The 22356-nt window shown below is 73.7% G+C and carries 16 protein-coding genes; 3 read left to right on the top strand and 13 right to left on the bottom strand.

Features of this window, described 5'->3' with window-relative positions; genetic code table 11:
• Positions 1-61: 61 nt before the first annotated feature.
• From IEZ04_RS06600 to IEZ04_RS06570, 7 genes are all read right to left on the bottom strand, one after another.
• The gene (locus tag IEZ04_RS06600) at positions 62-1804 is read right to left on the bottom strand and encodes a pyruvate dehydrogenase (RefSeq protein ID WP_189215733.1); all 1743 of its coding nucleotides are present in this window, start codon (positions 1802-1804) and stop codon (positions 62-64) included.
• Positions 1805-1881: 77 nt separating this feature from the next.
• Complete coding sequence (locus tag IEZ04_RS06595) at positions 1882-3690, bottom strand: protein phosphatase 2C domain-containing protein (protein WP_189215732.1); 1809 nt, start codon at positions 3688-3690, stop codon at positions 1882-1884.
• Positions 3691-3780: 90 nt separating this feature from the next.
• Positions 3781-4299: a methylated-DNA--[protein]-cysteine S-methyltransferase gene (locus tag IEZ04_RS06590; protein ID WP_189215731.1), complete on the bottom strand. Its 519-nt coding sequence runs from the start codon at positions 4297-4299 to the stop codon at positions 3781-3783.
• Between the two features lies 1 nt (position 4300).
• The gene (locus tag IEZ04_RS06585; RefSeq protein ID WP_189215730.1) at positions 4301-5803 is read right to left on the bottom strand and encodes a DNA-3-methyladenine glycosylase 2 family protein; all 1503 of its coding nucleotides are present in this window, start codon (positions 5801-5803) and stop codon (positions 4301-4303) included.
• Between the two features lie 103 nt (positions 5804-5906).
• A complete protein-coding gene (gene rsgA / locus IEZ04_RS06580; RefSeq protein ID WP_189215729.1) occupies positions 5907-7037 on the bottom strand; it encodes a ribosome small subunit-dependent GTPase A in 1131 nt (376 codons plus the stop codon).
• 249 nt (positions 7038-7286) lie between these two features.
• Complete coding sequence (locus IEZ04_RS06575) at positions 7287-8078, bottom strand: cellulose binding domain-containing protein (RefSeq protein WP_189215728.1); 792 nt, start codon at positions 8076-8078, stop codon at positions 7287-7289.
• Positions 8079-8187: 109 nt separating this feature from the next.
• The gene (locus IEZ04_RS06570; protein WP_189215727.1) at positions 8188-9513 is read right to left on the bottom strand and encodes a radical SAM protein; all 1326 of its coding nucleotides are present in this window, start codon (positions 9511-9513) and stop codon (positions 8188-8190) included.
• A gap of 226 nt (positions 9514-9739) precedes the next feature.
• Here IEZ04_RS06570 and IEZ04_RS06565 point away from each other — a divergent pair, with 226 nt between their 5' ends.
• Positions 9740-10630 (top strand): aminoglycoside phosphotransferase family protein, encoded by an 891-nt coding sequence (locus tag IEZ04_RS06565; protein WP_189215726.1) that lies wholly within the window; start codon positions 9740-9742, stop codon positions 10628-10630.
• Between the two features lie 105 nt (positions 10631-10735).
• Positions 10736-11980: an FAD-binding protein gene (locus tag IEZ04_RS06560; protein ID WP_189215725.1), complete on the top strand. Its 1245-nt coding sequence runs from the start codon at positions 10736-10738 to the stop codon at positions 11978-11980.
• A 57-nt stretch (positions 11981-12037) separates the two neighbouring features.
• Here IEZ04_RS06560 and IEZ04_RS06555 read toward each other — a convergent pair whose 3' ends face one another.
• A complete protein-coding gene (locus IEZ04_RS06555; RefSeq protein WP_189215724.1) occupies positions 12038-13585 on the bottom strand; it encodes an FAD-binding oxidoreductase in 1548 nt (515 codons plus the stop codon).
• 240 nt (positions 13586-13825) lie between these two features.
• Between IEZ04_RS06555 and IEZ04_RS06550 the strand changes: the two genes are divergently transcribed.
• The gene (locus IEZ04_RS06550) at positions 13826-16729 is read left to right on the top strand and encodes a glycoside hydrolase family 2 TIM barrel-domain containing protein (protein ID WP_189215723.1); all 2904 of its coding nucleotides are present in this window, start codon (positions 13826-13828) and stop codon (positions 16727-16729) included.
• Between the two features lie 61 nt (positions 16730-16790).
• Here the strand turns inward: IEZ04_RS06550 and IEZ04_RS06545 are convergent, their stop codons facing one another.
• The 5 genes from IEZ04_RS06545 to IEZ04_RS06525 form a co-directional block, all read right to left on the bottom strand.
• Positions 16791-17315 carry a hypothetical protein gene (locus IEZ04_RS06545; protein WP_189215722.1) on the bottom strand — a complete coding sequence of 175 codons (525 nt, stop codon included), beginning with the start codon at positions 17313-17315 and terminating at the stop codon, positions 16791-16793.
• On the bottom strand, positions 17312-19036 hold the full coding sequence (locus tag IEZ04_RS06540; RefSeq protein ID WP_189215721.1) for a PHP domain-containing protein: 1725 nt from the start codon (positions 19034-19036) through the stop codon (positions 17312-17314). Before IEZ04_RS06540 ends, IEZ04_RS06545 begins: the two co-directional genes overlap by 4 nt.
• 165 nt (positions 19037-19201) lie before the next feature.
• Positions 19202-19993: an isocitrate lyase/PEP mutase family protein gene (locus tag IEZ04_RS06535; RefSeq protein WP_189215720.1), complete on the bottom strand. Its 792-nt coding sequence runs from the start codon at positions 19991-19993 to the stop codon at positions 19202-19204.
• Positions 19994-20136: 143 nt separating this feature from the next.
• The gene (locus IEZ04_RS06530) at positions 20137-21549 is read right to left on the bottom strand and encodes an RICIN domain-containing protein (RefSeq protein ID WP_189215719.1); all 1413 of its coding nucleotides are present in this window, start codon (positions 21547-21549) and stop codon (positions 20137-20139) included.
• Positions 21550-21733: 184 nt separating this feature from the next.
• Positions 21734-22210 (bottom strand): putative endonuclease domain-containing protein, encoded by a 477-nt coding sequence (locus tag IEZ04_RS06525; RefSeq protein ID WP_189215718.1) that lies wholly within the window; start codon positions 22208-22210, stop codon positions 21734-21736.
• Between the last annotated feature and the right edge of the window lie 146 nt (positions 22211-22356).

Here is a 22356-nt window from a genome sequence, read left to right as displayed (position 1 = left end):
GTTCCCGGGCGCCGTGCCGGCCGGCGCGTGCGACGCGTACGCGCGGCGACGCCGGAATCGTTCAGGGCCTCGGCACGTTGCGCAGGTTGGAGCGGGCCATCTGCAGCATGCGGCCGACGCCGCCGTCCAGCACCATCTTCGAGGCGGACAGCGCGAAGCCGGTCACCATGTCCGTGCTGATCTTCGGCGGCATGGACAGGGCGTTGGGGTCGGTGACGATGTCGACGAGCGCCGGGCCCTTGTGCTTGAAGGCCTCCTTCAGCGCGCCGGCGAGCTGCTTCGGCTTCTCCACGCGGACGCCGTACGCCCCGCAGGCACGGGCGACGGCGGCGAAGTCGGGGTTGGTGTTGGCCGTGCCGTGCGAGGGGAGCCCGGCCACCAGCATCTCCAGCTCCACCATGCTGAGCGAGGAGTTGTTGAAGAGGACGACCTTGACCGGCAGGTCGTACTGCACGAGCGTCAGGAAGTCGCCCATCAGCATCGAGAACCCGCCGTCGCCGGACATCGACACGACCTGCCGTTTCCGGTCGGTGAACTGGGCGCCGATCGCCATCGGCAGCGCGTTCGCCATCGAGCCGTGCGAGAAGGAGCCGATGATGCGGCGCCTGCCGTTGGGCGAGATGTAGCGCGCGGCCCAGACGTTGCACATACCGGTATCAACCGTGAAGACCGCGTCGTCATCGGCGATCTCGTCGAGGACGGACGCCACGTACTCGGGGTGGATGGGGACGTGCTTGTCGACCTTCTTCGTGTACGCGGAGACCACCCCCTCCAGCGCGTCCGCGTGCTTCTTGAGCATCTTGTCGAGGAAGCGGCGGCTCTTCTTCGTCTTCACCCGCTCGGTGAGACAGCGCAGCGTCTCCTTCACGTCGCCCCACACCGCGAGGTCCAGCTTGGAACGCCGGCCGAGGACCTCCGGGCGTACGTCGACCTGCGCGATCCGGACGTCCTCGGGCAGGAACGCGTTGTACGGGAAGTCGGTGCCCAGCAGGATCAGCAGGTCGCACTCGTGGGTCGCCTCGTAGGCGGCGCCGTAGCCGAGGAGGCCGCTCATGCCGACGTCGTAGGGGTTGTCGTACTGGATCCACTCCTTGCCGCGCAGGGCGTGCCCCACCGGTGACTTGATCTTCCCCGCGAACTCCATGACCTCCGCGTGCGCCCCCGCCGTGCCGGCGCCGCAGAAGAGGGTGACCTTGTCGGCCTCGTCGATCATCTCCACGAGCCGGTCGATCTCGGCGTCGCCGGGGCGGACGGTGGGCCGGGAGGTGACGAGGGCGGTGTCGGCGGCCTTCTCGGGTGCCTCCTCGCCGGCGATGTCGCCGGGCAGCGAGACCACGCTGACGCCGGACCGGCCGACGGCGTGCTGGATGGCGGTGTTCAGCAGCCGCGGCATCTGCTTCGGGCTGGAGATCAGCTCGCTGTAGTGGCTGCACTCGGTGAACAGCCGGTCGGGGTGGGTCTCCTGGAAGTAGCCGAGGCCGATCTCACTGGAGGGGATGTGGGAGGCGAGGGCGAGGACCGGGGCCATGGAGCGGTGGGCGTCGTACAGGCCGTTGACGAGGTGCAGGTTCCCCGGGCCGCAGGAGCCCGCGCAGGCGGCCAGCTTCCCGGTGATCTGGGCCTCCGCACCGGCGGCGAAGGCGGCGGTCTCCTCGTGGCGTACGTGCACCCAGTCGATGCCGGAGTGGCGGCGGACGGCGTCGACGACCGGATTGAGGCTGTCGCCGACGACCCCGTAGAGGCGGCTCACTCCGGCGCGGACGAGGATGTCGACGAACTGCTCGGCTACATTCTGCTTGGCCATGGCTCTCGTGTGCCCTTCGGTCTGCTGAAGATCCCTCGCAGATTTCCTCCGGGTCCATGAATGCACATGTAAGCCGCTCACGCCTCCCAGACGGCGACGGCCGTACGGTCGTCCGCGTACCCCTTCACCCGTACCTGCGTGTCGGCGAGGAACGCGGCGAGGCCCGGCGGTTTCGCGCCCGCCCAGCGGCCCGCGAGATGCTCGGCGAGCGAGGGTTCGCCGCGCAGCGGGTCGGCGAACCCCGCGCTGCACAGCAGGAGCGTGTCGCCCGGGCGGGCGACGGAGGCACGGAAGCGGAAGGGCTCGCGGGGCGGGCCCTCGGCCCCGACCCGGTGGTGCGCCGAGTACGGGCTCGGCGGAGGCACGACGCCGAGGTGCATGGTCAGGCGGTCGCCGTCGGCGGTCTCGTGGGGCAGCGACCCGAATCCCAGCACGGGCGCGCCCGCTCCCTCGGCGGCTCGTGGCTCTATGTCCTGCCACTCGTCGTCCCGCAGCCGGAACAGCCCGCCGGCGCCCACGCCGAAGAACACGCGGGTACGGCACTCCGGGTCGGCCGGGAGCAGCAGGCAGCGGAGCGAGGCCGTGTACTCGTCCGGATCGAGGCCGCGCTCGGCGGCGGTGACGCGCAGCCTGCCGAGGCTGCGGTCGGTGAGCCGGTGCAGCCCGGACTTGAGGTCGCCGCGACGGGCGTCGCGGATGTCCTCGACGAGCCGGGCGTGGTGGTGGCCCACGGCCCGCCCGATCCAGCGGCACGCCTCGGCCGCCGCCCTGTGCGCGCCCGGTACGGCGCGGGCGCCGGTCGCCACCGCGACGAGCACCAGCGCCTGTTCGCCGGTGCCGAACCGGGCGGTGAGCAGCGCGTCCCGGCGCGGCTCGCCCCGGAACCGCGCGGAGTCCCCGCGCCCCGACGCCGCCCGCAGCGTGTACGTCCCATGACGCGCCCCGTCCAGCACGGTGTCCGCGACGAGCTCGTCGAGCCCGTCCGGGTCGGCGGCGGGCAGCGCGCCGGGCTCCCCGTCGTAGGTGGGCGGACGGGAACCCAGGTGGGCGGGAGAGTCGGGGCGGGGACCGGTGACGAGGGTGGCGTTGTCGGACGGGTGGGGGGCGGTGGGAACGGGGGGCGGCTGCTGCGCGGCCGCCGGTTCGGGGGTGGCGGGTGTGGGGGCCGCCGGGCCGGGAGCGGTGGGGCGCGGGGTGGCCGTGGTCTGGGGGGCGTCGGGCGGTGGGGCGTCGCGCGGGTCCGGTGGCAGGGCGTCGGGCAGCGGGGTCGCGGTGGACCAGGGGCTGCCGGGCGGCGGGCGGAAACCGGTCGGGGCGGCGTCGGCGGGAGGACGGGACGGGGGCGCCGCCGCGCCCGGTGGCTGGGTCGGCGGGCGGCTGGTGCGGGGCGCGTGCGTGGGCGGGCGTACCGCGCGGGGGGCCTCCGCGCGGTAGCCCGGCGGCTTGGGGCCGGGCGGGAAGGACACCGGGCCCGGCGGGTCGGCGGGCGGGGGTTCCCAGGGTGCCGCCCCGGGCGCGGACCGTGGAACGGGACCGTCGCTCGGGGGCCGGTCGGCGGGCTCCTGCCCGCCGGGCGCCGGGGACCGGTCGTACGGAGCGGGCCCGCGCTGCCCGGGCACTCCAGGAGCCCCGGAGACCCCGGAGGCCCCGGGGGTCTCTGCGGGCGGCGTCCCGTCCGCGCCGGGCGAGGGCGGGACGTCCGACACCGGCGGCGGGGGCGGAGGCGGCGTCCCCGCCCCCTTCCCCACCGTGCCCGCCGCCGAGGCGAACCGGTCGTCGAGGGAATCGGCCGCGGCCGTGGGCCCCGCGTCGTCGACGGAGTCGTCGTACAACTGCCTCCACCAGTCGTCCTCATGACCGGTGGGCCTCTCCCCCTGATGGCTCATGCCCCTAATTGTCCACCGCTGCGGCGACTTGGAAACGGGGCATCCGGAAAAACCGATCGGGGACCCCGGGCGGCCGCCGGGTGGTGCGGATCAGACCGCGGACGGCAGCGCGCCCTCCAGGGTGAGCAGCCGGAGCTTGCGGTCGAGGCCGCCCGCGTACCCGGTGAGGGTCCCGTTCGCGCCGATGACCCGGTGGCAGGGGCGGACGATCAGCAGCGGGTTGGCGCCGATCGCGCCGCCCACGGCCCGGACGGCGGCGCGCGGGGCGCCGATGCGCGCGGCGATCTCGCCGTACGTCGCCGTCGCTCCGTACGGCACGTCGGCGAGGGCGGCCCAGACCCGCTCGCGGAACGCGGTCCCGCTGCTGCTCAGCCGGAGCCCGAACTCCTTGAGCTCACCGGCGAAGTACGCGGCGAGCTGCTCCGCCGCCTCGGCGAACAGCCGCGGCTCGTGCCGCCACTCCGGCTGCTCCACCCGGCCGCCCTTCTGGCCGGGCACGGACAGGGACGTCAGGGCGCCGGAGTCGTCGGCGGTGAGCAGCAGCCGGCCGACGGGGCTGTCGAGGTGCGTGTAACAGGTGTGCTGGGACACGTTCGCGTGCTGGGGCATGTCAGACTCCGGCTTCCTCTCGCCGCGACTGGCTCGCGGTGGTGTTCGCGGTGGTGTTCGCGGTGGTCAGGTGGCGCAGGGCGTACGAGCGCCAGGGGCGCCAGGTGTCGGGGGCGTCCGCGTCCGGCGGGGCCACGTCGGGGTCGCCGAGGGCGCGGGCGCGGATCACGGCGGCCGTACGGGCGTCCATGCCCGGCAGCGCGCGCAGGACCCGCTGCGCCTCGTCGCGGTCGGCTCCCGCGTCGAGCCGCAGCGTCCCGTCCGCGAGCGCGGTGGCCAGGGCGCCGAGCGGTTCGCCGGGCGGGACGGCGGCCGCCAGGACGGCGGGTTCGGGGAACAGGTGGGTGAGCGTTCCGTACGGCGCGTCCAGGGCCTTCCCGTACGCCTGTACCAACCGGGCCGCCTCCTCCGTCCCCACGAGCGCCCGGACGGCCAGTTCCCCCGGGTCGGCGGTACCGGGGCACCGCAGTCCGGGGCGGGCGGCCACCAGCGGGGCGAGCCTCGGGTCGCGGCCGAGACGCTCGTCCACGGCGTACGGGTCGGCGTCCAGGTCGAACAGCCGGCGCAGCCGCTGGACGGCGGTGGTGAGGTCACGGGGATCGGTGAGGCGGATGCGGGCGTCCAGCCACCCGCCGTGCCGGACCGGTCCGCTCCCCGGCTGCTCGGCGCGTCCGGCCCGGCCGCCACCCGGTGGCTCGTCGACCGCGGCGGTCCCGGTGCCGTACGGCAGCCGGAGCGTGCGCCGGTAGGTACGGCGCCCGGGCGGGCCGCTCACCTCCTCGACGGCCGGGAGCGCCTCGGCGGCCAGCAGGTCGAAGACGGCGTCCGCCCGGTACGGGCCCCGGTACGCGAGCCGCAGCGGGATCCCGGCGGCCGGGGCGGCCTCCCGCCGGGCCCGGGCGTCCCGGCCGGAGGCGGCGGCGCGCAGCCGCGTGGGCGTGGCCGCGTACACGGCGCGGATCGTGTCGTTGAACTGCCGGACGCTGGCGAACCCGGACGCGAACGCGATGTGCGTGACCGGCAGACCGGTGGTCTGCAGCAGCACGCGCGCGGAGTGTGCCCGCTGGGCCCGCGCCACCGCCACGGGACCGGCGCCCACCTCGGCGGTGAGCTGCCGCTGCACCTGGCGGGCGCTGTAGCCGAGGCGGGCGGCCAGCCCGGCGACGCCCTCCCGGTCGACCACGCCGTCACCGATCATGCGCATGGCGCGGCCGACGACGTCCGCGCGTACGTTCCACTCGGCGGAGCCGGGCACGGCGTCCGGCCGGCACCGCCGGCAGGCCCGGAACCCGGCGCCCTGGGCGGCCGCGGCGGACCGGAAGTACCGCACGTTGTGCCGCTTCGGTGTCACCGCCGGGCAACTGGGCCGGCAGTAGATGCCGGTCGTGACGACGGCGAAGAAGAACACCCCGTCGAACCGGGCGTCCCTGCTCCGCACCGCCTCGTACCTGGTCTCGTCCCTGGTCTCGTCGCTGATGCCGTACCTGGTCCCGTCGTCGTCCACGCCCTCCAGTCTGCGGGACCGGCGGCGGCCGGGCTGGCGGGAATCGGACACGGCGGTGCCGGCCCGTGCGCCGGCGGCCCGCCCGCCGTGTCCGGTGGCTCCGCTACATCCGGCGGCCCCGCTTGATCTCCATCGCCGCCCGCCCCTCCGCGCCCCGGCGCTTCCACTCCCGGCGCATCTCCGCGCGCAGCCGCGCGTCGGTCTTGGCGACGATGTACTGGTTCTCGCGGAGGAGCTTGCGGTAGCTGTCGAGCCGCCGCCCGGGCAGCGTGCCGGACGCGACGGCGGCGAGCACCGCGCACCCCGGCTCCGCGTCGTGCGCGCAGTCGTGGAACCGGCAGCCGGCGGCCAGTTCCCCGATCTCCGCGAACACCTGGCCGACCCCGCTCCCGGCGTCCCACAGGCCGACGCCGCGCAGCCCGGGGGTGTCGATGAGCGCCCCGCCGCCGGGCAGCGGGAGGAGGTTGCGCGTGGTCGTGGTGTGGCGGCCCTTGCCGTCCACGTCACGCGCGGCCTGCACGTCCATGACGTCCTCGCCGAGCAGCGCGTTGGCCAGGGAGGACTTGCCCGCGCCGGACTGCCCGAGCAGCACGGAGGTGCCGCCGGCGAGCACCGCGCCCAGGATGTCGACGCCGTCCCCGGTGACGGCGCTGACCGGCAGCACCTGCACACCCGGCGCGGACGCCGCCACGTCCGCCACGAGATGCGCGACCGTCGCCGTGTCCGGCACGAGGTCGGCCTTGGTGAGCACGACGACGGGCTGCGCCCCGGACTCCCAGGCGAGCGCGAGGAAACGCTCGACGCGGCCGAGGTCGAGTTCGGCGGCGAGGGAGACGGCGACGGCGGCGTGGTCGACGTTGGCGGCGAGGACCTGTCCCTCGGACCGCTTGGAGGAGGTGGAGCGCAGGAAGGAGGTACGGCGCGGCAGGTACGTCCGTACGTAACGGGGACTGCCGCCCGGGTCCACGGCGACCCAGTCGCCGGTGCAGACGACCCGCTGGGGGTCGCGCGGCGTCACGTACTCGGTGTCCGCGCGCAGCACCCCCTCGGCGGTCACGACGTCGCACCGGCCGCGGTCGACGCGCACCACCCGGCCGGGGACGAGCCCTTGGGCGGCGTACGGGGCGAAGGACTCGGCCCAGGCCCGGTCCCAGCCGTAGGGGGCGAGCGCGCCGGCGGAGGAGGCAGAGGGGGAAGACGGAGAGGAGGAGGAACGAGGAGGGAGGGAAGTCAAGGGAGACCCTTCACAGGGGCGGCCCCGGCGTGCGCGTGAACGCGCGAGGATGTGACTGGGCGTCAGCCGGCGGCCACGGAGGTGGACTTGATGGGTTCGTGAACGCGCGCAGCGCTCGTCGCGGTGACAGCCATCGTCAGCACCTCCGTCCGTGCTCTCGGGACCTCCTCGAGGTCCTCGGGTTCGTGTTCCCTGCGGAACGCCCTCACCCTAGCGGGGCGCCGGGCGGCATCGTCAACCGGTTATTACTCAGCGCACCGTGGCGCAAGGGCTCCCGTTCAGCGTGAACCGCTGCGGGGCGCCGTTGCCGTTCCGCAGGGAACCGACGAAGCCGACGCCGAAGGGGGCCCCGGCGGTGACGGATCTGTTGTGGTCGGCCGTGACGCGGGCGTCGTCCTGGGGGAAGGAGCCGTCCCACATGTGGTCGACGCGCTGGCCGTCGGGGAAGGTCCAGCCGATGCGCCAGTCGTCGAGGGCGCGGGGGGAGGTGGGGGAGGTGACGGTGACCGTGGCCTGGAAGCCGTCCGGCCACTCGTCGACGACCTCGTAGCGGGCGTGACAGGAGGCGTCCGTGGAGCGGGTGGGCTCCATCGGGCGGTGCGGGATCCCGGTGGGAGTCGTTCCCTCGTCCTGCGGGGCCGGCTCGGGGCCGCCCCGGCCCGTCGGCGCCGCCGGTGCCGGCCGGGGCGTGAGGGGCGGGTCGGTGTGCCGGGCGGCGCCCTCCGAGTGGGGCCGGAGCCGCAGGCCGGGGTCGAGCAGGTGGCCCTCCCCCGCGGCCTCCCAGGACGCGGCCGTGGTACGCACCGACGCCGGCCGGAACGGGATGCGCGGCAGCCGCGGCGCCCGGCGGCCCGGGCCCCGGCCGGCGCGGGCCTCCTCGGCGCGCGCCCGCCGGACGCCTCGCGTGAACGCCTCGGTGGCCAGCCGGGACCCCGAGGACGAGCCCGAGGTGCACAGACCGGCGTACGACAGGACCGCGTCCCAGCATTCCGAGAGCAGCGTGGCCTCGGTGGCGTCCTGGGGCTTGGGCAGGTCGGGCATGGGTCTCCCGCGTCCTTGGAGGGGAAACCTCGGACATGCTGACGTACTGGAGTCCCAATGGCCTCACCGGTCACGGGAGTTGCGCAGCCGACCGGTGCGGACGCCCGGTTCAGACCGTGGCGTTCTCCTCCTCCACCGCCGGCAGGCTGTCCATGAACGAGCTCACGGAGAACACCGCGCGGCCGGGCCCGGGCGGGCCGTATCCGGGCGGGGAGGAGAGCCCGAAGTCCTCCATCGTCTGCCGGTACGCCTGGAGCAGCCGGATGTGGTACTCCAGCGGCGCGCCCTGCGGGTTGGCCTTGCCCAGCGGGGTGGTCGGCTCCGGGCACCAGGTGGTGAAGCGGGGCGTGATGCCCTGGGACATGAAGAAGCGCAGGCCCTCGGTGGTGGAGGCGATGGCCTCGTCGACGGTCTTGAAGCCGAAGGGCTCCGCCATCTCCACGCCCGCGACGAAGTTCGGGATCACGTTGCGCGCGCCGAAGACCTCCGCGGACTCCAGGACGCGCTTGTGCCACTCGTCCCGGCCGACGTAGCGCTCCTTGCCGGGGCAGAAGATCTTGAACAGGTACTCGTCCCACACCTCGTAGTTCGGGTGGTAGATCTGCACGCCGTAGTCCTTGAACCGCTGCACGTCGTCGCGCGGCAGCGCCTGGGCGACGACCTTGCCGATCCAGCGGCCCGGGAAGCGCTCCTCGATGGCCTTGGCGTAGTGGCCGTAGAAGTCGGCCTCGTCACGGCCGGAGACCGTGCTGGTGATCGCGCCGCCGGTGAGGGTGTAGGCGGTGGACGCCTTCGCGGTGTCGTACCGGTTGATGATGTCGAGGGCCTCCAGCACCTCCTCGACGTCTTTCACGCCCGTGTAGGGGCGTCCGGCGGCCTTGTGCTGGCGCCAGTTGTGGTTGATGTCGCAGTACTGGCACTCCTCCTTGGCGCCGAAGTACTGGCAGACCCGGAAGACGGTGAGGTAGATCAGGTAGCCCCACTGGATGGTCGGGGCGACCTCCATCACGGACTTCCCGTTGGAGAGCTTGTGCCGGTAGTACTCGGGCATCGGCGGGACGCCGACGTCCGAGATCCGCCTGCCGTCCAGGTAGAGGCCGAGCACGCCGTGCTCGTCGGCGGCGACCCGGTACGGGGAGGACGGGTTCACACGCACGGAGACCACGGTGCGCCGCAGGTCGTACGGGCCGCCGGTGAGGATGATCTCCTCGGGCGGTCGGTTCAGCGCGGCCTCGCCCAGCTCGGGCAGGGTGCCGTGGTCGAAGGAGAAGATGAAGTACGACTTCGGCTTGACGTCACCGTCCTCGTTGCCGGTGAGGGCCGACTTGTCGAAGGCGATCCCGCCCCTGAGCAGGTCCTCCTTGAAGACGGCCTCCCGCGGCACGTGCGGGAACCGTTCCATCAGATCCTCGACCAGCGCCGTACGGCTGCCCATCCCGTTTCTCCTCGCTCCCGACTCGCTCCGGGGTCACTCAGGCGTTTGCTCTCGACTCCTCACGGTATGCCCCCGCCCGGCGCCGACGGGCGCCGGGTCCCCTCACGGCCACCGCGGGATGCCCGCGGGTGACACAGGTCACGGGCCGTCCGGGCACACCCCGGGCGCCGCCGGCCGCCGGTGAAATCGCTTGACGCACGGGCCGCGGGAGCGTTCGGATGTCCCGGTGCGAGCCGAGCAGACCACCGTCGACCCCGCCCTCGTGCGTCACCTGGTGACCGCGCAGTTCCCGCGCTGGGCCGGCCTCCCCGTCCTCCCGGTGGACTCCGCCGGGACCGCCAACGCCATGTTCCGGCTCGGCGCGGACCTGGTCGTCCGGCTGCCCCGGACCGAGGGCGCCGCGCGGGACATCGGCAAGGAGCACACCTGGCTGCCGCGGCTCGCCCCGCAGCTGCCGGTCCCCGTGCCCGTGCCCCTGGTGAAGGGCGCGCCCGGCGGGGGCTTCCCCTGGGAGTGGTCGGTGTCCCGGTGGCTGGACGGGGAGAACCCGCGGCCCGGCCGGGCCGCCGCCCCGGACGCCCTCGCCCGCGACCTGGCGGACTTCGTCACCGCACTGCACCGCGCCGGCCCCGCCGGCGGCCCGCCCTCCTACCGCGCCGAACCCCTGGCCGAGCGGGACCCGGTGACCCGCGCGGCCCTGGCGGAGCTGCGGGAGGAGGTGGGCACCGACGCGGCGGAGGCCGTCTGGGAGGCGGCCCTGCGGTCCCCCGCCCCGTCCGGCCCGCCGGTCTGGATCCACGCCGACCTGCAGCCCGGGAACGTGCTGACGGCCGGCGGCCGGCTCAGCGCCGTCATCGACTTCGGCTGCCTGGGCCTGGGCGACCCGGCCGTCGATCTGCTCGCGGCCTGGTACGTCCTGCCCGCCTCCGCACGCCCCGTCTTCCGGGCCGCGCTGGGGGCCGACGACGCCGCCTGGGCGCGGGGCCGCGGCTGGGCCCTGTCGGTCGCGCTGCTGGAACTGCGGGCCTACCGCGGGACGAACCCGGCCATGGCGTCCACCGCGCGGCACGTCCTGCGTGAGCTCCTGGAACCGGAACCGGGACATCCGAATCCGTGAGCTGCTGACCGCCGGCTCTTGATCATGCGCTGTCCTTCGGCTGGGATGCCGTCGTACGCACCTCGCCGGCGCCGATGCGGCGGGGACTTCCGGAAAGGGACACCGATGGCCGAGACCGTGACCAACTGGGCGGGCAACATCACGTATACGGCCGGGGAGGTGCACCGCCCGCGCTCGGTCGCGGAGCTGCGCGGCGTGGTCGCGGCGAGTCCGAAGGTGCGGGTCCTCGGCAGCGGGCACTCGTTCAACCGGATCGCCGACCCGGGCGGCGAGGGCGCGCTGCTCTCCCTCGCCGGGCTGCCGCCGCTGATCGAGGTGGACACGGCGGGCCGTACGGTACGGGTCGGGGGCGGCGTCCGGTACGCCGAACTGGCCGCCGCGGTGCACGCGAAGGGGCTGGCGCTGCACAACATGGCCTCGCTCCCCCACATCTCCGTGGCCGGCTCGGTGGCGACCGGCACGCACGGGTCGGGGGACACCAACGGCCCGCTCTCGTCGTCCGTACGGGAGGTCGAGCTGGTCACCGCGGACGGGGAGACGGTCGTCCTCGCCCGCGGGGACGACCGCTTCGGCGGCGCGGTGGTGAACCTGGGCGCCCTCGGCGTGGTGACCGCGCTGACGCTCGACCTGGAGCCGGCCTTCGACGTCGAGCAGCACGTCTTCGTCGACCTGCCTCTCGCCGGCCTCGACCACGCGGCCGTGGCGGCGACGGCGTACAGCGTGAGCATGTTCACCGACTGGCGGGAGCCGCGCTTCAACCACGTGTGGGTCAAGCGGCGCACCGACCGGCCGATGCCCGGCTTCCCGTGGGCGGCGCCCGCGACCGAGGCGGTGCACCCCGTGCCGGGGATGCCGGCGGTCAACTGCACGCGGCAGTCCGGCGTCCCGGGCCCCTGGCACGAGCGGCTGCCGCACTTCCGCGCCGAGTTCACGCCGAGCAGCGGCACCGAGCTCCAGTCGGAGTACCTGCTGCCCCGGCAGCACGCGACGGAGGCGCTGCACGCGCTGGCCGGGATACGGGAGGTGATCGCGCCGGTGCTGCAGATCTGCGAGGCGCGCACCGTGGCCGCGGACGACCAGTGGCTGAGCCCCTCCTACGGGCGGGACACGGTCGCCTTCCACTTCACCTGGGTCGACGACCTGGCGGCCGTCGTGCCCGTGGTGCGCGGCATCGAGGAGGCGCTGGAGCCGTTCGCGCCGCGCCCGCACTGGGGCAAGGTCTTCTCGGTGCCGCCGGCGGGCTTCGGGGACCGTTACCCGCGGCTGGACGCCTTCCGGGCGCTGACCGACGCCCTGGACCCGGCGGAGAAGTTCCGCAACGCGTTCGTACGGGACGTGCTCAGGGCCTGAGGCGACCCGCCCGAAGGGGCGCGGGGAACTGCGCGGCCGGCCACGACGGGCCCGCGGTCAGTCCGCCCGCCGTCCGGCGGGGCCCCGCCCGCCGATGCTCTGGGCGTGCCGGAAGAGTCCGTCCGGGTCGTAGTGCTCCTTGACGGCGACGAGGCGCTCGTAGTTGCCCCGGTAGTAGGCGTGCCGCCAGTCGGGCAGGTCGGGGTCGGCGAAGTTGACGTACGCGGCGTCGGTGCGCAGGCCGTGCCGGAGGGTGCGGTGCAGGGCGCGCTGCTGGGCGAGGAGCCGGTCGACCACGTGCCGCGGGGCGCCGGGGTGCCAGTGGACGCCGATGTCGACGGTGAAGGCGGCGCGGCGGTGCGGGTAGGCCGTCGCGTCCGGGGCGGGGGCGGTGCCCGCGCCGCCCATCGCGAACATCGCGACGTACGAGGGGTTCTTCTCCTCGCCGGGCTGCCACTCCTCGATCCAGCCGATGACGTCCGCGACCGTGTGCCGGTCGATCCGCCGGTCGGTGACCAGGGACTTGTACGCGCCGGCCGCGGGCTCGGTGGGCGGCACCATCAGGTACTTCTGGCCGTCCAGGAAGTGCCGCTCCTCGAGGAACCGTTTGGCCGGCCCCAGTGACAGGACCGGGGCCAGGGCGCGGCGCAGCGCGTCCTCGTCGCCGAGCCGCTGGCCGAGCAGCGACAGGGTGGTGCCCTTCCCGTCGCCGTTGTTGCGGAAGGTGATCTGCAGGTCGAAGTCGTGGTGCCGGTCCGCGGCCAGGACGTCCTGCACCGCGTCCATGACCTCGACGCCGCGCACGGCGGGGAAGGTCAGGTCGAAGACGCCGGCGGACTGCCGGGAGACGTCGACGGCGTGGAAGGTGAAGCCGGTGTTGACGCCGAAGTTGCCGCCCCCGCCGCCCCGGCAGGCCCAGAACAGGTCGGCGTTCTCGCGCTCACCGGCCCGTACCCGCGAGCCGTCGGCCAGGATCAGCCGGGTCTCGGCGAGCCGGTCGCAGGTCATGCCCCACTTGCGGTCGTTGAAGCCGAGCCCGCCGCCGAGCGCCAGCCCGGCCACCCCCACGGTGGGGCAGCGCCCGCCGGGGACGTACAGCCGGGCGGCGGAGCCACCGTCGTGCAGTTCCCCGACGGTGGCTCCGCCGCCCACCACGACCGTGCCGTTCCCGCCGGGCCGCACGCTCCTCATCCGGCGCAGGCTGATCAGCAGGCCCGTGGTGGTGGAGAAGCCGGCGAAGCTGTGGCCGCCCGAGCGGACGGCGAACGGCATCCCGTGCCCGGCGGCCCAGCGCAGGGCCGCCCGCACGTCGCCCTCCGTGGCGCACGCGACGATGCCGGCCGGCCGGACGGCCGCGTAGCGCCGGTTGTTCGGCAGCACCAGCCGCCGGTAGGGCGTGTCCTCCGGCCGGTACAGCTCCGCGCCTCTGCCGAGGGCCCGCCGCAGCTGCCGCCACGCGGAGGCCGGCAGGTCGTGGCCGCCGGTGTCCCGCGGTTCCGGGCCCGCCGCGGTCCCGGCCGCCTCGCCCGGCAGCAGGGCGGCCCCGGTCAGGGCCGCCACCTGTGTTCCGCGCCGCAATACGTCCCGGCGACTCGTTCCCGTCATCGCTCTCCGCCCTTCTCGGCCCAGGCACCCGCAGGCCCATGGTGCCGACCGGCCGCGGCGACGCCGTCCGCCGCGCCGGACGGGACCGTTAGTCGTACCGGCAGCCGTACCGACGGACTTTCGGACCGTACGCGGAACAGCGGTGCCGAATGGTTTCGCCCGCCCTCCGGCCCGGCAGTACTTCCTGGGGGTTTCCCCCCGACGCCGCAACAGACGGTCAACGGCTGACCTGGGAGACCGATGTCATCTCGCATCACCGCACCGCCCACGACGACCGGCAGGACCGCTCGCGTCACCGGCTATGTCGAGGACGTCTCGCCGGGGCGCGGCGCGCTGCCGCCGCGCGCCTGGTACGCCGCCTCCGACGCCGCGTCCCTGTCCCTGAACGGCCGCTGGCGGTTCCGGCTGTCGGACACCGCCGACGCCGAGGACGACTCCTTCGCCGCTCCGGGGTACGACTCCGGGGGCTGGGCCGAGGTGTCCGTGCCGGGCCACTGGGTGCTGCAGGGCGACGGCGCCTTCGGTGCGCCGGTCTACACGAACCACCTGTACCCGTTCCCGGTGGACCCGCCGCGGGTGCCGGACGAGAACCCTACCGGTGACCACCTGCGCGTCTTCGACCTGCCGGCGGACTGGCCCGCGGACGGCGGCGCGGTGCTGCGCTTCGACGGGGTCGAGTCGTGCGCCAGGGTGTGGCTCAACGGCACGGAGCTCGGTGAGTTCAAGGGCTCCCGGCTGCCCCACGAGTTCGCGGTCGGGCTGCTGCTGCGGCCGGCCGGGAACATCCTCGCGGTCCGCGTCCACCAGTGGTCGGCCGGTTCGTACCTGGAGGACCAGGACCAGTGGTGGCTGCCGGGCATCTTCCGTGACGTGACGCTGCTGCACCGCCCGGCGGACGGTGTGGGCGACTTCTTCGTGCACGCCTCCTACGACCACGTGGAGGGGCACGGCACCCTGCGCGTGGACGCGGACGTGCCCGGGCGGGTCACCGTGCCCGCCCTCGGCATCGACGCCGCCACGGGCGAGACGGTGACCGTGCCCGTCGAGCCGTGGACGGCGGAGACACCGCACCTGTACGACGGTGTACTGGCCACCGCCGGTGAGCGCGTGCCGCTGCGGATCGGCTTCCGCACGGTCGTCCTGGAGGACGGTCTGATCAAGGTGAACGGCAGACCGGTGCTGTTCAAGGGCGTCAACCGGCACGAGTGGCACCCCGGGCACGGGCGCGCCCTCGATCTCGCGACGATGCGCGAGGACGTCGCGCTGATGAAGCGGCACAACGTCAACGCGGTCCGCACCTCGCACTATCCGCCGCACCCGGCCTTCCTCGACCTGTGCGACGAGTACGGCCTGTGGGTGATCGACGAGTGCGACCTGGAGACGCACGGCTTCTCCGAGCAGGGCTGGCGCGACAACCCCGTCGACGACGACCGCTGGACCCCGGCCCTCCTCGACCGCGCGGCCCGCATGGTGGAGCGCGACAAGAACCATCCGTCGGTCGTGATGTGGTCCCTCGGCAACGAGGCGGGCACCGGGCGCGGTCTGACCGCGATGGCCGAGTGGATCCGCGGCCGGGACGGCTCGCGCCTCCTGCACTACGAAGGCGACCGGAACTGCCGCGACACGGACGTCTACTCGCGGATGTACGCCTCGCACGAGGAGGTCGAGCGGATCGGGCGGCGCCTGGACGGCGGCCCGCGCCGCCGCCGTGAACTGCCCTTCGTCCAGTGCGAGTACGGGCACGCCATGGGCAACGGGCCCGGTGGCATCGCCGACTACCAGCGGATCTTCGAGGAGCACGACCGCATCCAGGGCGGCTTCGTCTGGGAGTGGATCGACCACGGGATCAGCCACCCGGAGCTGGGCTACGCCTACGGCGGCGACTTCGGCGAGGAGCTGCACGACGGCAACTTCGTCTGCGACGGGCTGGTCTTCCCCGACCGTACGCCGTCGCCGGGGCTGGCCGAGTTCAAGAAGGTGATCGAGCCGGTCCGTATCGAGGGGGACGGGAGGGGCGGCATCGTCCGGGTGACGAACGGCTACGACTTCGCCGACCTGTCCACGCTTGCCTTCACCTGGTCCTACGAGGTCGACGGCGAGCCGGTCGCGTCCGGCCCGCTGGCCGTGCCCGCGCTCGCGCCGGGCGAGTCCGCCGAGGTGAAGCTGCCGGAGCCGCCCGCGACCGGCGGGACCGGTGAGACACAGTGGACGGTACGGGCCACGCCGTCCGAGGACACGGTGTGGGCGTCGAAGGACCATGTGCTGGCCTGGGGCCAGCTGCCCGTCTCCCGCCCGCCGCGGGCGTCCGTGGCCGCCTCCGTGGGTCCCGTGTCCGGCGACGGGCTGATCACGCTGGGGCCGGGGGTCTTCGACGCCCGCACCGGCGCGCCGCGCACGATCGGCGGGGTCGAGGTGACCGGGCTCCGGCTCGACGTGTGGCGGGCGCCCACCGACAACGACGCCGGCGCGCCCTGGCAGGACGACCCGCGGCTCGGTCCGCTGTGGCGGACGCTCGGCCTGCACCGGATGCGGCACCGGACGGACGCGGTGGAGGCGGGCGAGGACGCGCTCACGGTACGGACCCGGGTGGCGCCCGCGGGGCGGGAGCTGGGCCTCGGCACGGTGTACCGGTGGACGTCGGACGGCAGCGCACTGAGGCTGACCGTGTCCGTGACGCCCGAGGGCGACTGGACGGTGCCGCTGCCGAGGCTCGGCATCCGTTTCGGGCTGCCCGCCGCCGACGTGGTGCGCTGGTTCGGCGGCGGCCCCGGCGAGGCGTACCCGGACACCCGGGCGGCCTCGATGCTGGGCGCGTGGCGCGCCACGGTGGACGAGCTGCAGACCCCGTACGTGCGTCCGCAGGAGAACGGCGCCCGCGCCGACGTGCGCCGGGCCGAGCTCGGGGGCCTGCGGATCGAGGGCGAGCCGGAGTTCTGGCTGACCGCCCGGCGGTGGACCACCGAGCAGCTGGACGCGGCGGACCACCTGACGGACCTGCGCCCGGGCGACCTCGTCTGGGTCAACCTCGACCACGGCCAGATGGGCATCGGCTCGCAGTCCTGCGGCCCGGGCGCGCTGCCGCAATACCACCTGCGGGCGCGGCCCGCCGAGTTCTCGTTCGTGTTCTCGGCGGCCGGGGACTGAACGGCACAGGCGGGAGGCCCCGGGTGCCGCGCCGGACGGTGCGGCACCCGGGGCCCGGCCCTCAGTGGTCCGCGCAGCAGGGCGTCGGGTCCGGGTGCTCGAAGGGCACCAGGGTGCCGCCCAGCGCGGGCATCGCGGCGAGCACCAGCTCGCCGTCCTGCCACTGCGGCCGCACGTGCTCCCGGGTCACCAGCGCGGTGTCCGCGGCGGGCGGCTCCTGGGCGCCGAGGACGGTCACCCGGTCGATCGCGGTGCGTGCCAGCAGGTCCGCGACCGTGACGGTGCCGGTGAGGGACGCCGCGCCGGGGTACAGCACGGCGCGGCCCGCCTCGTCCGGGACGCCGTCCGTAACCTCGTGCCCGTCGGCCGTGAGCCGCGCGCGGGCGGCGTCCCGCGCCTCCTGGGCCGGCCAGGCGAAGGAGAGCACGACCCGCGGCCGGTCGTCCCGCACCAGGTGCGTGCAGCCGAACACGTCCCCGTCCCCGCCCCCGGTGAGGCCGAGTCCGGACGCCAGCGTCCTGAGCAGGTGGTCGGCCTCCAGCAGGTCCGTGACGTCCGTGTCGACCGTGAGGGCGTACGGCGTCACGAGGGCAGCACCCAGACCGGGTTGGAGTAGAACCACAGGTCCTCCCACGGGTCCGCGTCACCGATCACGTCGATGGCCGGGCCCGCCGGGTCGACGGCCGCGCCGTTCGGGCCGACGGCCAGCCGCTTGCCGTCGCTGCCGCGCAGGCGGACGTAGACCGGGCGGTCGACGCGGCCGAGGTCGTAGGTGAGCCTGACCGTGCCGGCGGCCTTGTCGATCTCGTACGTCTTCACGACCTTGGCCGTCGGCGCGGTGAACGTGTCCTTGTCCTCGACCTCGCCGGTCACGTCGCCCTGGATGACGTCGACGCGCGCCAGCTTCGGCAGGAAGCCCGCCCAGTTGGGGCCGCCCGCGAGGGCGATGTCCACCGTGAGGGTGACCCGGGTGCCCTTGCGGACGTGCAGGGCGCCGCCGAGGGTGGCCCAGCGGCTGCCGCCGGAGACCCGGACGTCGAGGCCGTCGATGAGCTGGCCGTGGTCGACCCAGATGCGGCCGGCCCGGATGCCGTCCATGACGTCGGCGTAGGTGAAGCCCTCGGCGCCGACGTGGGTGCGGCTGTAGTAGCCGGGCCAGTAGTCGTTCTGCGCGAGGTCCAGCTGACCGCCGTAGACCGGGTCGTCGTACCTGCCGTTGGCGTTGAAGTCGCCGCCGCCGCGCTTGGCGGTGTCGGCGTACACCTGGTGGGAGTCCGAGTTGGCGGTGATCCACCAGGGCTTGCCCTCGGCGAGCAGGCTGTCCCACAGCCCGCCGACGGTGGCGGTCATCCAGTCGAAGCCGCCCCAGGTGCGGTAGCTCTCCAGCGGGTAGGCGGCGAAGGAGTTGGCGCTGGGGCTGCCGTCGTAGATGCCGCGGGCCCCGGCGGGGCCGATCGGGCCGGGCAGACCGCCGGCCTGGTGGCCGGGGGCGCCCTCGAAGCCGACGGCGATGCGGTGCCGGTCGGAGGTCGCGTCGCGCCAGGCGCGGATCTCGTGCGGGGAGTCGATGCCCTTGCGCGCCGGGTGGTTGGCGAGCATCAGCGCGTCCTTGACCTTGCGCCGCTTCACCTGCTCGGCGAGGAAGTTCAGGCCCGCGATGGCGAGGGCCTCGTTGGCCGGGGTGGAGGAGCTGGCGCCCTTGACGCTGCCGTCGTAGCCGGTCTCGAACTGCTTGAGGACGGAGACCTCGTTCCTGCCCGGGTGCACGAAGACGGTGCCGTGCTCGGCGGCCGGGATGTTCCACTCCAGGCCCTGGAAGACGAGGGTGTCCTGGTAGGCGTCCCGGGCCTCCTTGATGTCCGGGTTGACCTTCTCCACACCGATCCTGGCGTGGGTGGTGCTGCCGTGGTCGGTGATGACCAGCCAGTCCATGCCGTGCTTGGCGCCCTGGCGGACCTGGTCGACGACGCGGTACTTGCCGTCGCTGCTGTACTGGGTGTGGATGTGGTGGTCGCCGGCCAGCCACAGGAAACCGTCCCTCTTCTTGCGGCTGCCGCTGCCGTGGGCGTACGCCGGGGCGGCGCCGCCGACCCCGCCGATGACGCTGCCGGCGGCCAGGCCCGCGCCGAGCAGGCCGGCGCGGCGGAGCAGCGAGCGGCGGGACGCCTGCTCGGGGCTGAGCGCCTCGTCGGGCACGGAGGTGTCGAAGGCGGCCGGCAGGGGCGTCGTGTCGTGCGTGTGACCGTGACCGTGGTCGTGGTCGTGGTCGTGGTCGTGTCCGTGATGATGCCCGTGTCCGTGCCCCATGCTGCGCCTCCTGTTGGATCCACCGGCTTGAAACCGCCGCTCGTCGCGGCGCCGGTTGCGCCGCGTGAGGAGAATCCAGGCAGAAGGTGAACGTTGTACGACCTATGGATGAGCTGTGCACGGCTCGAACGCGGCTGATCGCCCATGTACTCACGGCTTCCTCACCTATGTGCCGTTCGCCACCCGCCGACCGCTCGTACGGGCGTACGACGAGACCTCGCCATACGTCGGCGTACGCCCCTGCGGCGGGCCGCCGGCCCGGATGCCGACGGCCGCCTCCACGGCCGCGCCCAGCGCCCGCCGGTACAGCAGCGAGCCGAGACTGACGCGCCGTACGCCCAGGTCACCGAGGTGGGCGACGGTGAGTCCCGCGGGTGAGTACAGGATGTTCAGTGGTACGTCGAGGGCGTTCACGAGGGAGGTGATGGCGTCCGGGTCGGCCAGCCCCGGCACGAACACGCCGTCCGCACCCGCCTGCCGGTAGGCGTCGAGGCGCGCCCTGGTCCCCTCGCCGTCTCCCAGCCAGTAGGTGTCGGTACGGGCGTTGACGAAGAGACCGGGCGCGGCCGCCTTCACCGCGGCGATCTTCGCGGCGTGCAGCGCGGTGTCGCCGAGCCCGTCCTCCAGGTTGATGCCGACGGCCCCGGCGGCGTGCAGCTCCCGCGCGAACTCCCCCACCTCGTCCGGGTCGTCGCTGAAGCCGCCCTCCGCGTCGACGGACAGCAGGAACGGCTCCGAGCCGAGCGCGAGCGCCAGCCGGAGCGTCGGCTCGCGCGTCGCCGCCGCGCCGTCGGGCAGCCCGGCCGCGGCGGCGGCGCCGAGACTCGTCGTCCCGATCGCGGGAAAGCCCTCGGCGGCGAGGGCCACCGCCGAGGCGTGGTCCCAGGCATTGGGCAGCAGCAGCGGTGCGGTCCCCTGATGGAGCCGGTGGAAGTCGGTGGGTGCCGTCGCGGTCATGCGGCCCACGCTAGCGGCGTGTCGTTGCGGTGCCGACCGAAGTGTCGCGGCCCGTCCGTGGCGTGCCGGTGACGGGCCTGGGGCACCCCGGTTCCGGCGGGACGCCCCAAGGGCTCATGGGGCCGCACCTCGGCCCCGCTTCCTCAACCGCCCCGCGTCCACTGCTGGTTCGTGGCCCCGTTGCACGCATACGTGATGATCGCGGCGGAGTCGGCGGTCGACCCGCCGTTCACGTCCAGGCACTCGCCCGTGGCCCGGGACCGGACGGTCACGTAACCGCCCGTGCTGGTCACCGTCCACTGCTGGGCGGCGGCGGAGGCGTCGCAGTTCTCCTGGGTGACGTCGGCGGCGTTCTCCCGCAGACACAGGGAGCTGTGCCGGGCCACGAGCTGGTGGTGGCCGCCGCCGACGGACCTGAACCAGAACCTCTGGTTGCCGCCGCCGTTGCAGTCGTACTGCTTGACCTGGGCACCCGCCCACTGCGACTGGCTGGTGACGTCGGCGCACCGGGAGGAGTGCCGGGCGACGAGCGTGTGGTACGTGGCACTCGTCCCGGTCACCGTCCCGGCGGCGGCGTCGACGGTGAGCTCCGGCGTCCAGGACATGGACAGCGTGGTGGAGGTGGGGAAGGTCAGCGGCAGCCACACGTACCGGGAGTCGTTGACGCGCCCGCCGAAGGAGTTGCCCCACCGGTCGCCGAGGTAGAGGTAGGAGGTCCCCGAACTTCCCTGCACGGGCAGCACATACGCGGTCTGCGAGCCGAACGCGGTGGCGTCGCCCACGTTCCGCATGGCCGACCAGGGACCGGCGAGGCTGGTGGCGGTGGCGTACTGCTGCTGGTTGGGGCTCCAGCCCGTGGCACCGGACGTCAGCATGAAGTACACGCCGTTCCGCTTGAACAGGGCGGGTGCCTCGCGGTGGCCGCCCGGCCAGGGGTTCGCGACCAGGGCCGCGACGCCCGTGTAGTCGGCGGTCAGCCGGTAGATGTGCAGGTCGTAGTTCTCCCGGGCGGCGGACACCATGTACCCGGTGCCGTCGGTGTCGGTGAAGACGGTGATGTCGCGGGACATGTGCTGCCCGAGCGGCCGGAAGCTGCCCCGCCAGCTGTAGTTCCCGTCCACGGTGTCGGACACGGCGACGGCGGCGCGCGCCTCGCCGTAGTCGACACCGTTCTCCTTGTGCATCCACATCACGAACTTCCCGGTGGCCGCGTTGTACATGACCTTCGGGCGCTCGATGTTGGCGACGGCGAGCTCCGCGTCGGAGGACTGGGTGAGGACGTGGTTGCGGAACTCCCAGTTCTTCAGGTCGGTGGAGCGGTAGGCGCTCACCGCCCGGAAGGTGTTGTCCGTGTTGCGGTGCTCGCCGAACCAGTAGTAGTACGAGCCGACCTTGAGCACCCCGCCGCCGTGGGCGTGCACGGGGTTGCCGCTGGTGTCGGTGAACTGCGTCCCGTTGGTGATCGTCTGCGGCGCCGCCCGGGCGGTACCGGCGGTGACGAGCGCTCCGGACACCGCCAGGCAGACGGCGAGGAGGATCGCGTATGCGCGTCTCATCTCGGTCACTTCTCCCGCCTTCTTCCGCTGTCCAAGGGAAGGGAACAGAAGCGTTCGACATCTCGTACAGGTTCTGTCGCTCCGAACGCGGAAAAGGTAGAGGCGTGTTACGACGAGGTCAACGGGTCGCGCGTGACGCGATGGGAACAGCCAGCCGGACAGCACCGGCCGCGCATCGCCCTGCCTACCGCTTCAGCCTCGCCAAGAAATCGGACACGAATTTTGCGATTTCGGCTGGTTCCGTAGCATCCTCCACCACCAGACGCTCGACGAACACCACCCCGGCGTGCACCAACAGTCGGTCGCGGCTGTGGTCGGCAGCGGCACGTCCCTTGTGGTGCGAGCCGTCGACCTCGATGACGGCGGCGCGTCCGCGATACGTGACCAGGAAGTCGGGCTCAAAGGTGTTTCCCCGCACCCGCATCCCTCCCAGCGGCATGATCCCTATCGTCTCGTTGTCCGGCAGGGCGGCCTGCCACCGCTTGAGCGCTTGGTAGACGCGATGCTCGTCCTCGTTCGTGAAGTGCAGTCTGTCCTCGACCAGGCGGCGCGCTTCCCGGCGAGGAGCTCGCGCCTGGTTGGTGATAGTGGGGTCGTTGGCCGTGCGCTCTGGGTGATCAGAGGTCGGGCCCGGGGCGGGTGAAGGCACCTGTTCGCTCATAACCGGGATTGTTGCGGCTTCCACGGACAACGAAAGGGCGTTCACATGCCGGAGGCATATGTTCAAGTACACCGGGTTCACGCCCCGTCCAGACCGTGCGCGATGCCGAGCCCTCGCGCGCCGGTACGGGCTCAGCGGCGCCCGCA

This window comes from Streptomyces ruber (genome assembly GCF_014648075.1).
GTDB classification, from domain to species: domain Bacteria; phylum Actinomycetota; class Actinomycetes; order Streptomycetales; family Streptomycetaceae; genus Streptomyces; species Streptomyces ruber.
The sequence above is the reverse complement of the archived record's forward strand: the minus strand, read 5'-3'. Positions and strand labels throughout refer to the sequence as shown.

Excerpts from the sequence above, each read along its gene's own strand:
- IEZ04_RS06550 (WP_189215723.1), top strand. The coding sequence starts at position 13,826 with ATGTCATCTCGCATCACCGCACCGCCCACGACGACCGGCAGGACCGCT.
- IEZ04_RS06540 (WP_189215721.1), bottom strand. The coding sequence starts at position 19,036 with ATGGGGCACGGACACGGGCATCATCACGGACACGACCACGACCACGAC.
- IEZ04_RS06560 (WP_189215725.1), top strand. The coding sequence starts at position 10,736 with ATGGCCGAGACCGTGACCAACTGGGCGGGCAACATCACGTATACGGCC.
- IEZ04_RS06570 (WP_189215727.1), bottom strand. The coding sequence starts at position 9,513 with ATGGGCAGCCGTACGGCGCTGGTCGAGGATCTGATGGAACGGTTCCCG.
- IEZ04_RS06600 (WP_189215733.1), bottom strand. The coding sequence starts at position 1,804 with ATGGCCAAGCAGAATGTAGCCGAGCAGTTCGTCGACATCCTCGTCCGC.
- IEZ04_RS06525 (WP_189215718.1), bottom strand. The coding sequence starts at position 22,210 with ATGAGCGAACAGGTGCCTTCACCCGCCCCGGGCCCGACCTCTGATCAC.
- IEZ04_RS06530 (WP_189215719.1), bottom strand. The coding sequence starts at position 21,549 with ATGAGACGCGCATACGCGATCCTCCTCGCCGTCTGCCTGGCGGTGTCC.
- IEZ04_RS06575 (WP_189215728.1), bottom strand. The coding sequence starts at position 8,078 with ATGCCCGACCTGCCCAAGCCCCAGGACGCCACCGAGGCCACGCTGCTC.
- IEZ04_RS06590 (WP_189215731.1), bottom strand. The coding sequence starts at position 4,299 with ATGCCCCAGCACGCGAACGTGTCCCAGCACACCTGTTACACGCACCTC.
- IEZ04_RS06535 (WP_189215720.1), bottom strand. The coding sequence starts at position 19,993 with ATGACCGCGACGGCACCCACCGACTTCCACCGGCTCCATCAGGGGACC.
- IEZ04_RS06555 (WP_189215724.1), bottom strand. The coding sequence starts at position 13,585 with ATGACGGGAACGAGTCGCCGGGACGTATTGCGGCGCGGAACACAGGTG.
- IEZ04_RS06595 (WP_189215732.1), bottom strand. The coding sequence starts at position 3,690 with ATGAGCCATCAGGGGGAGAGGCCCACCGGTCATGAGGACGACTGGTGG.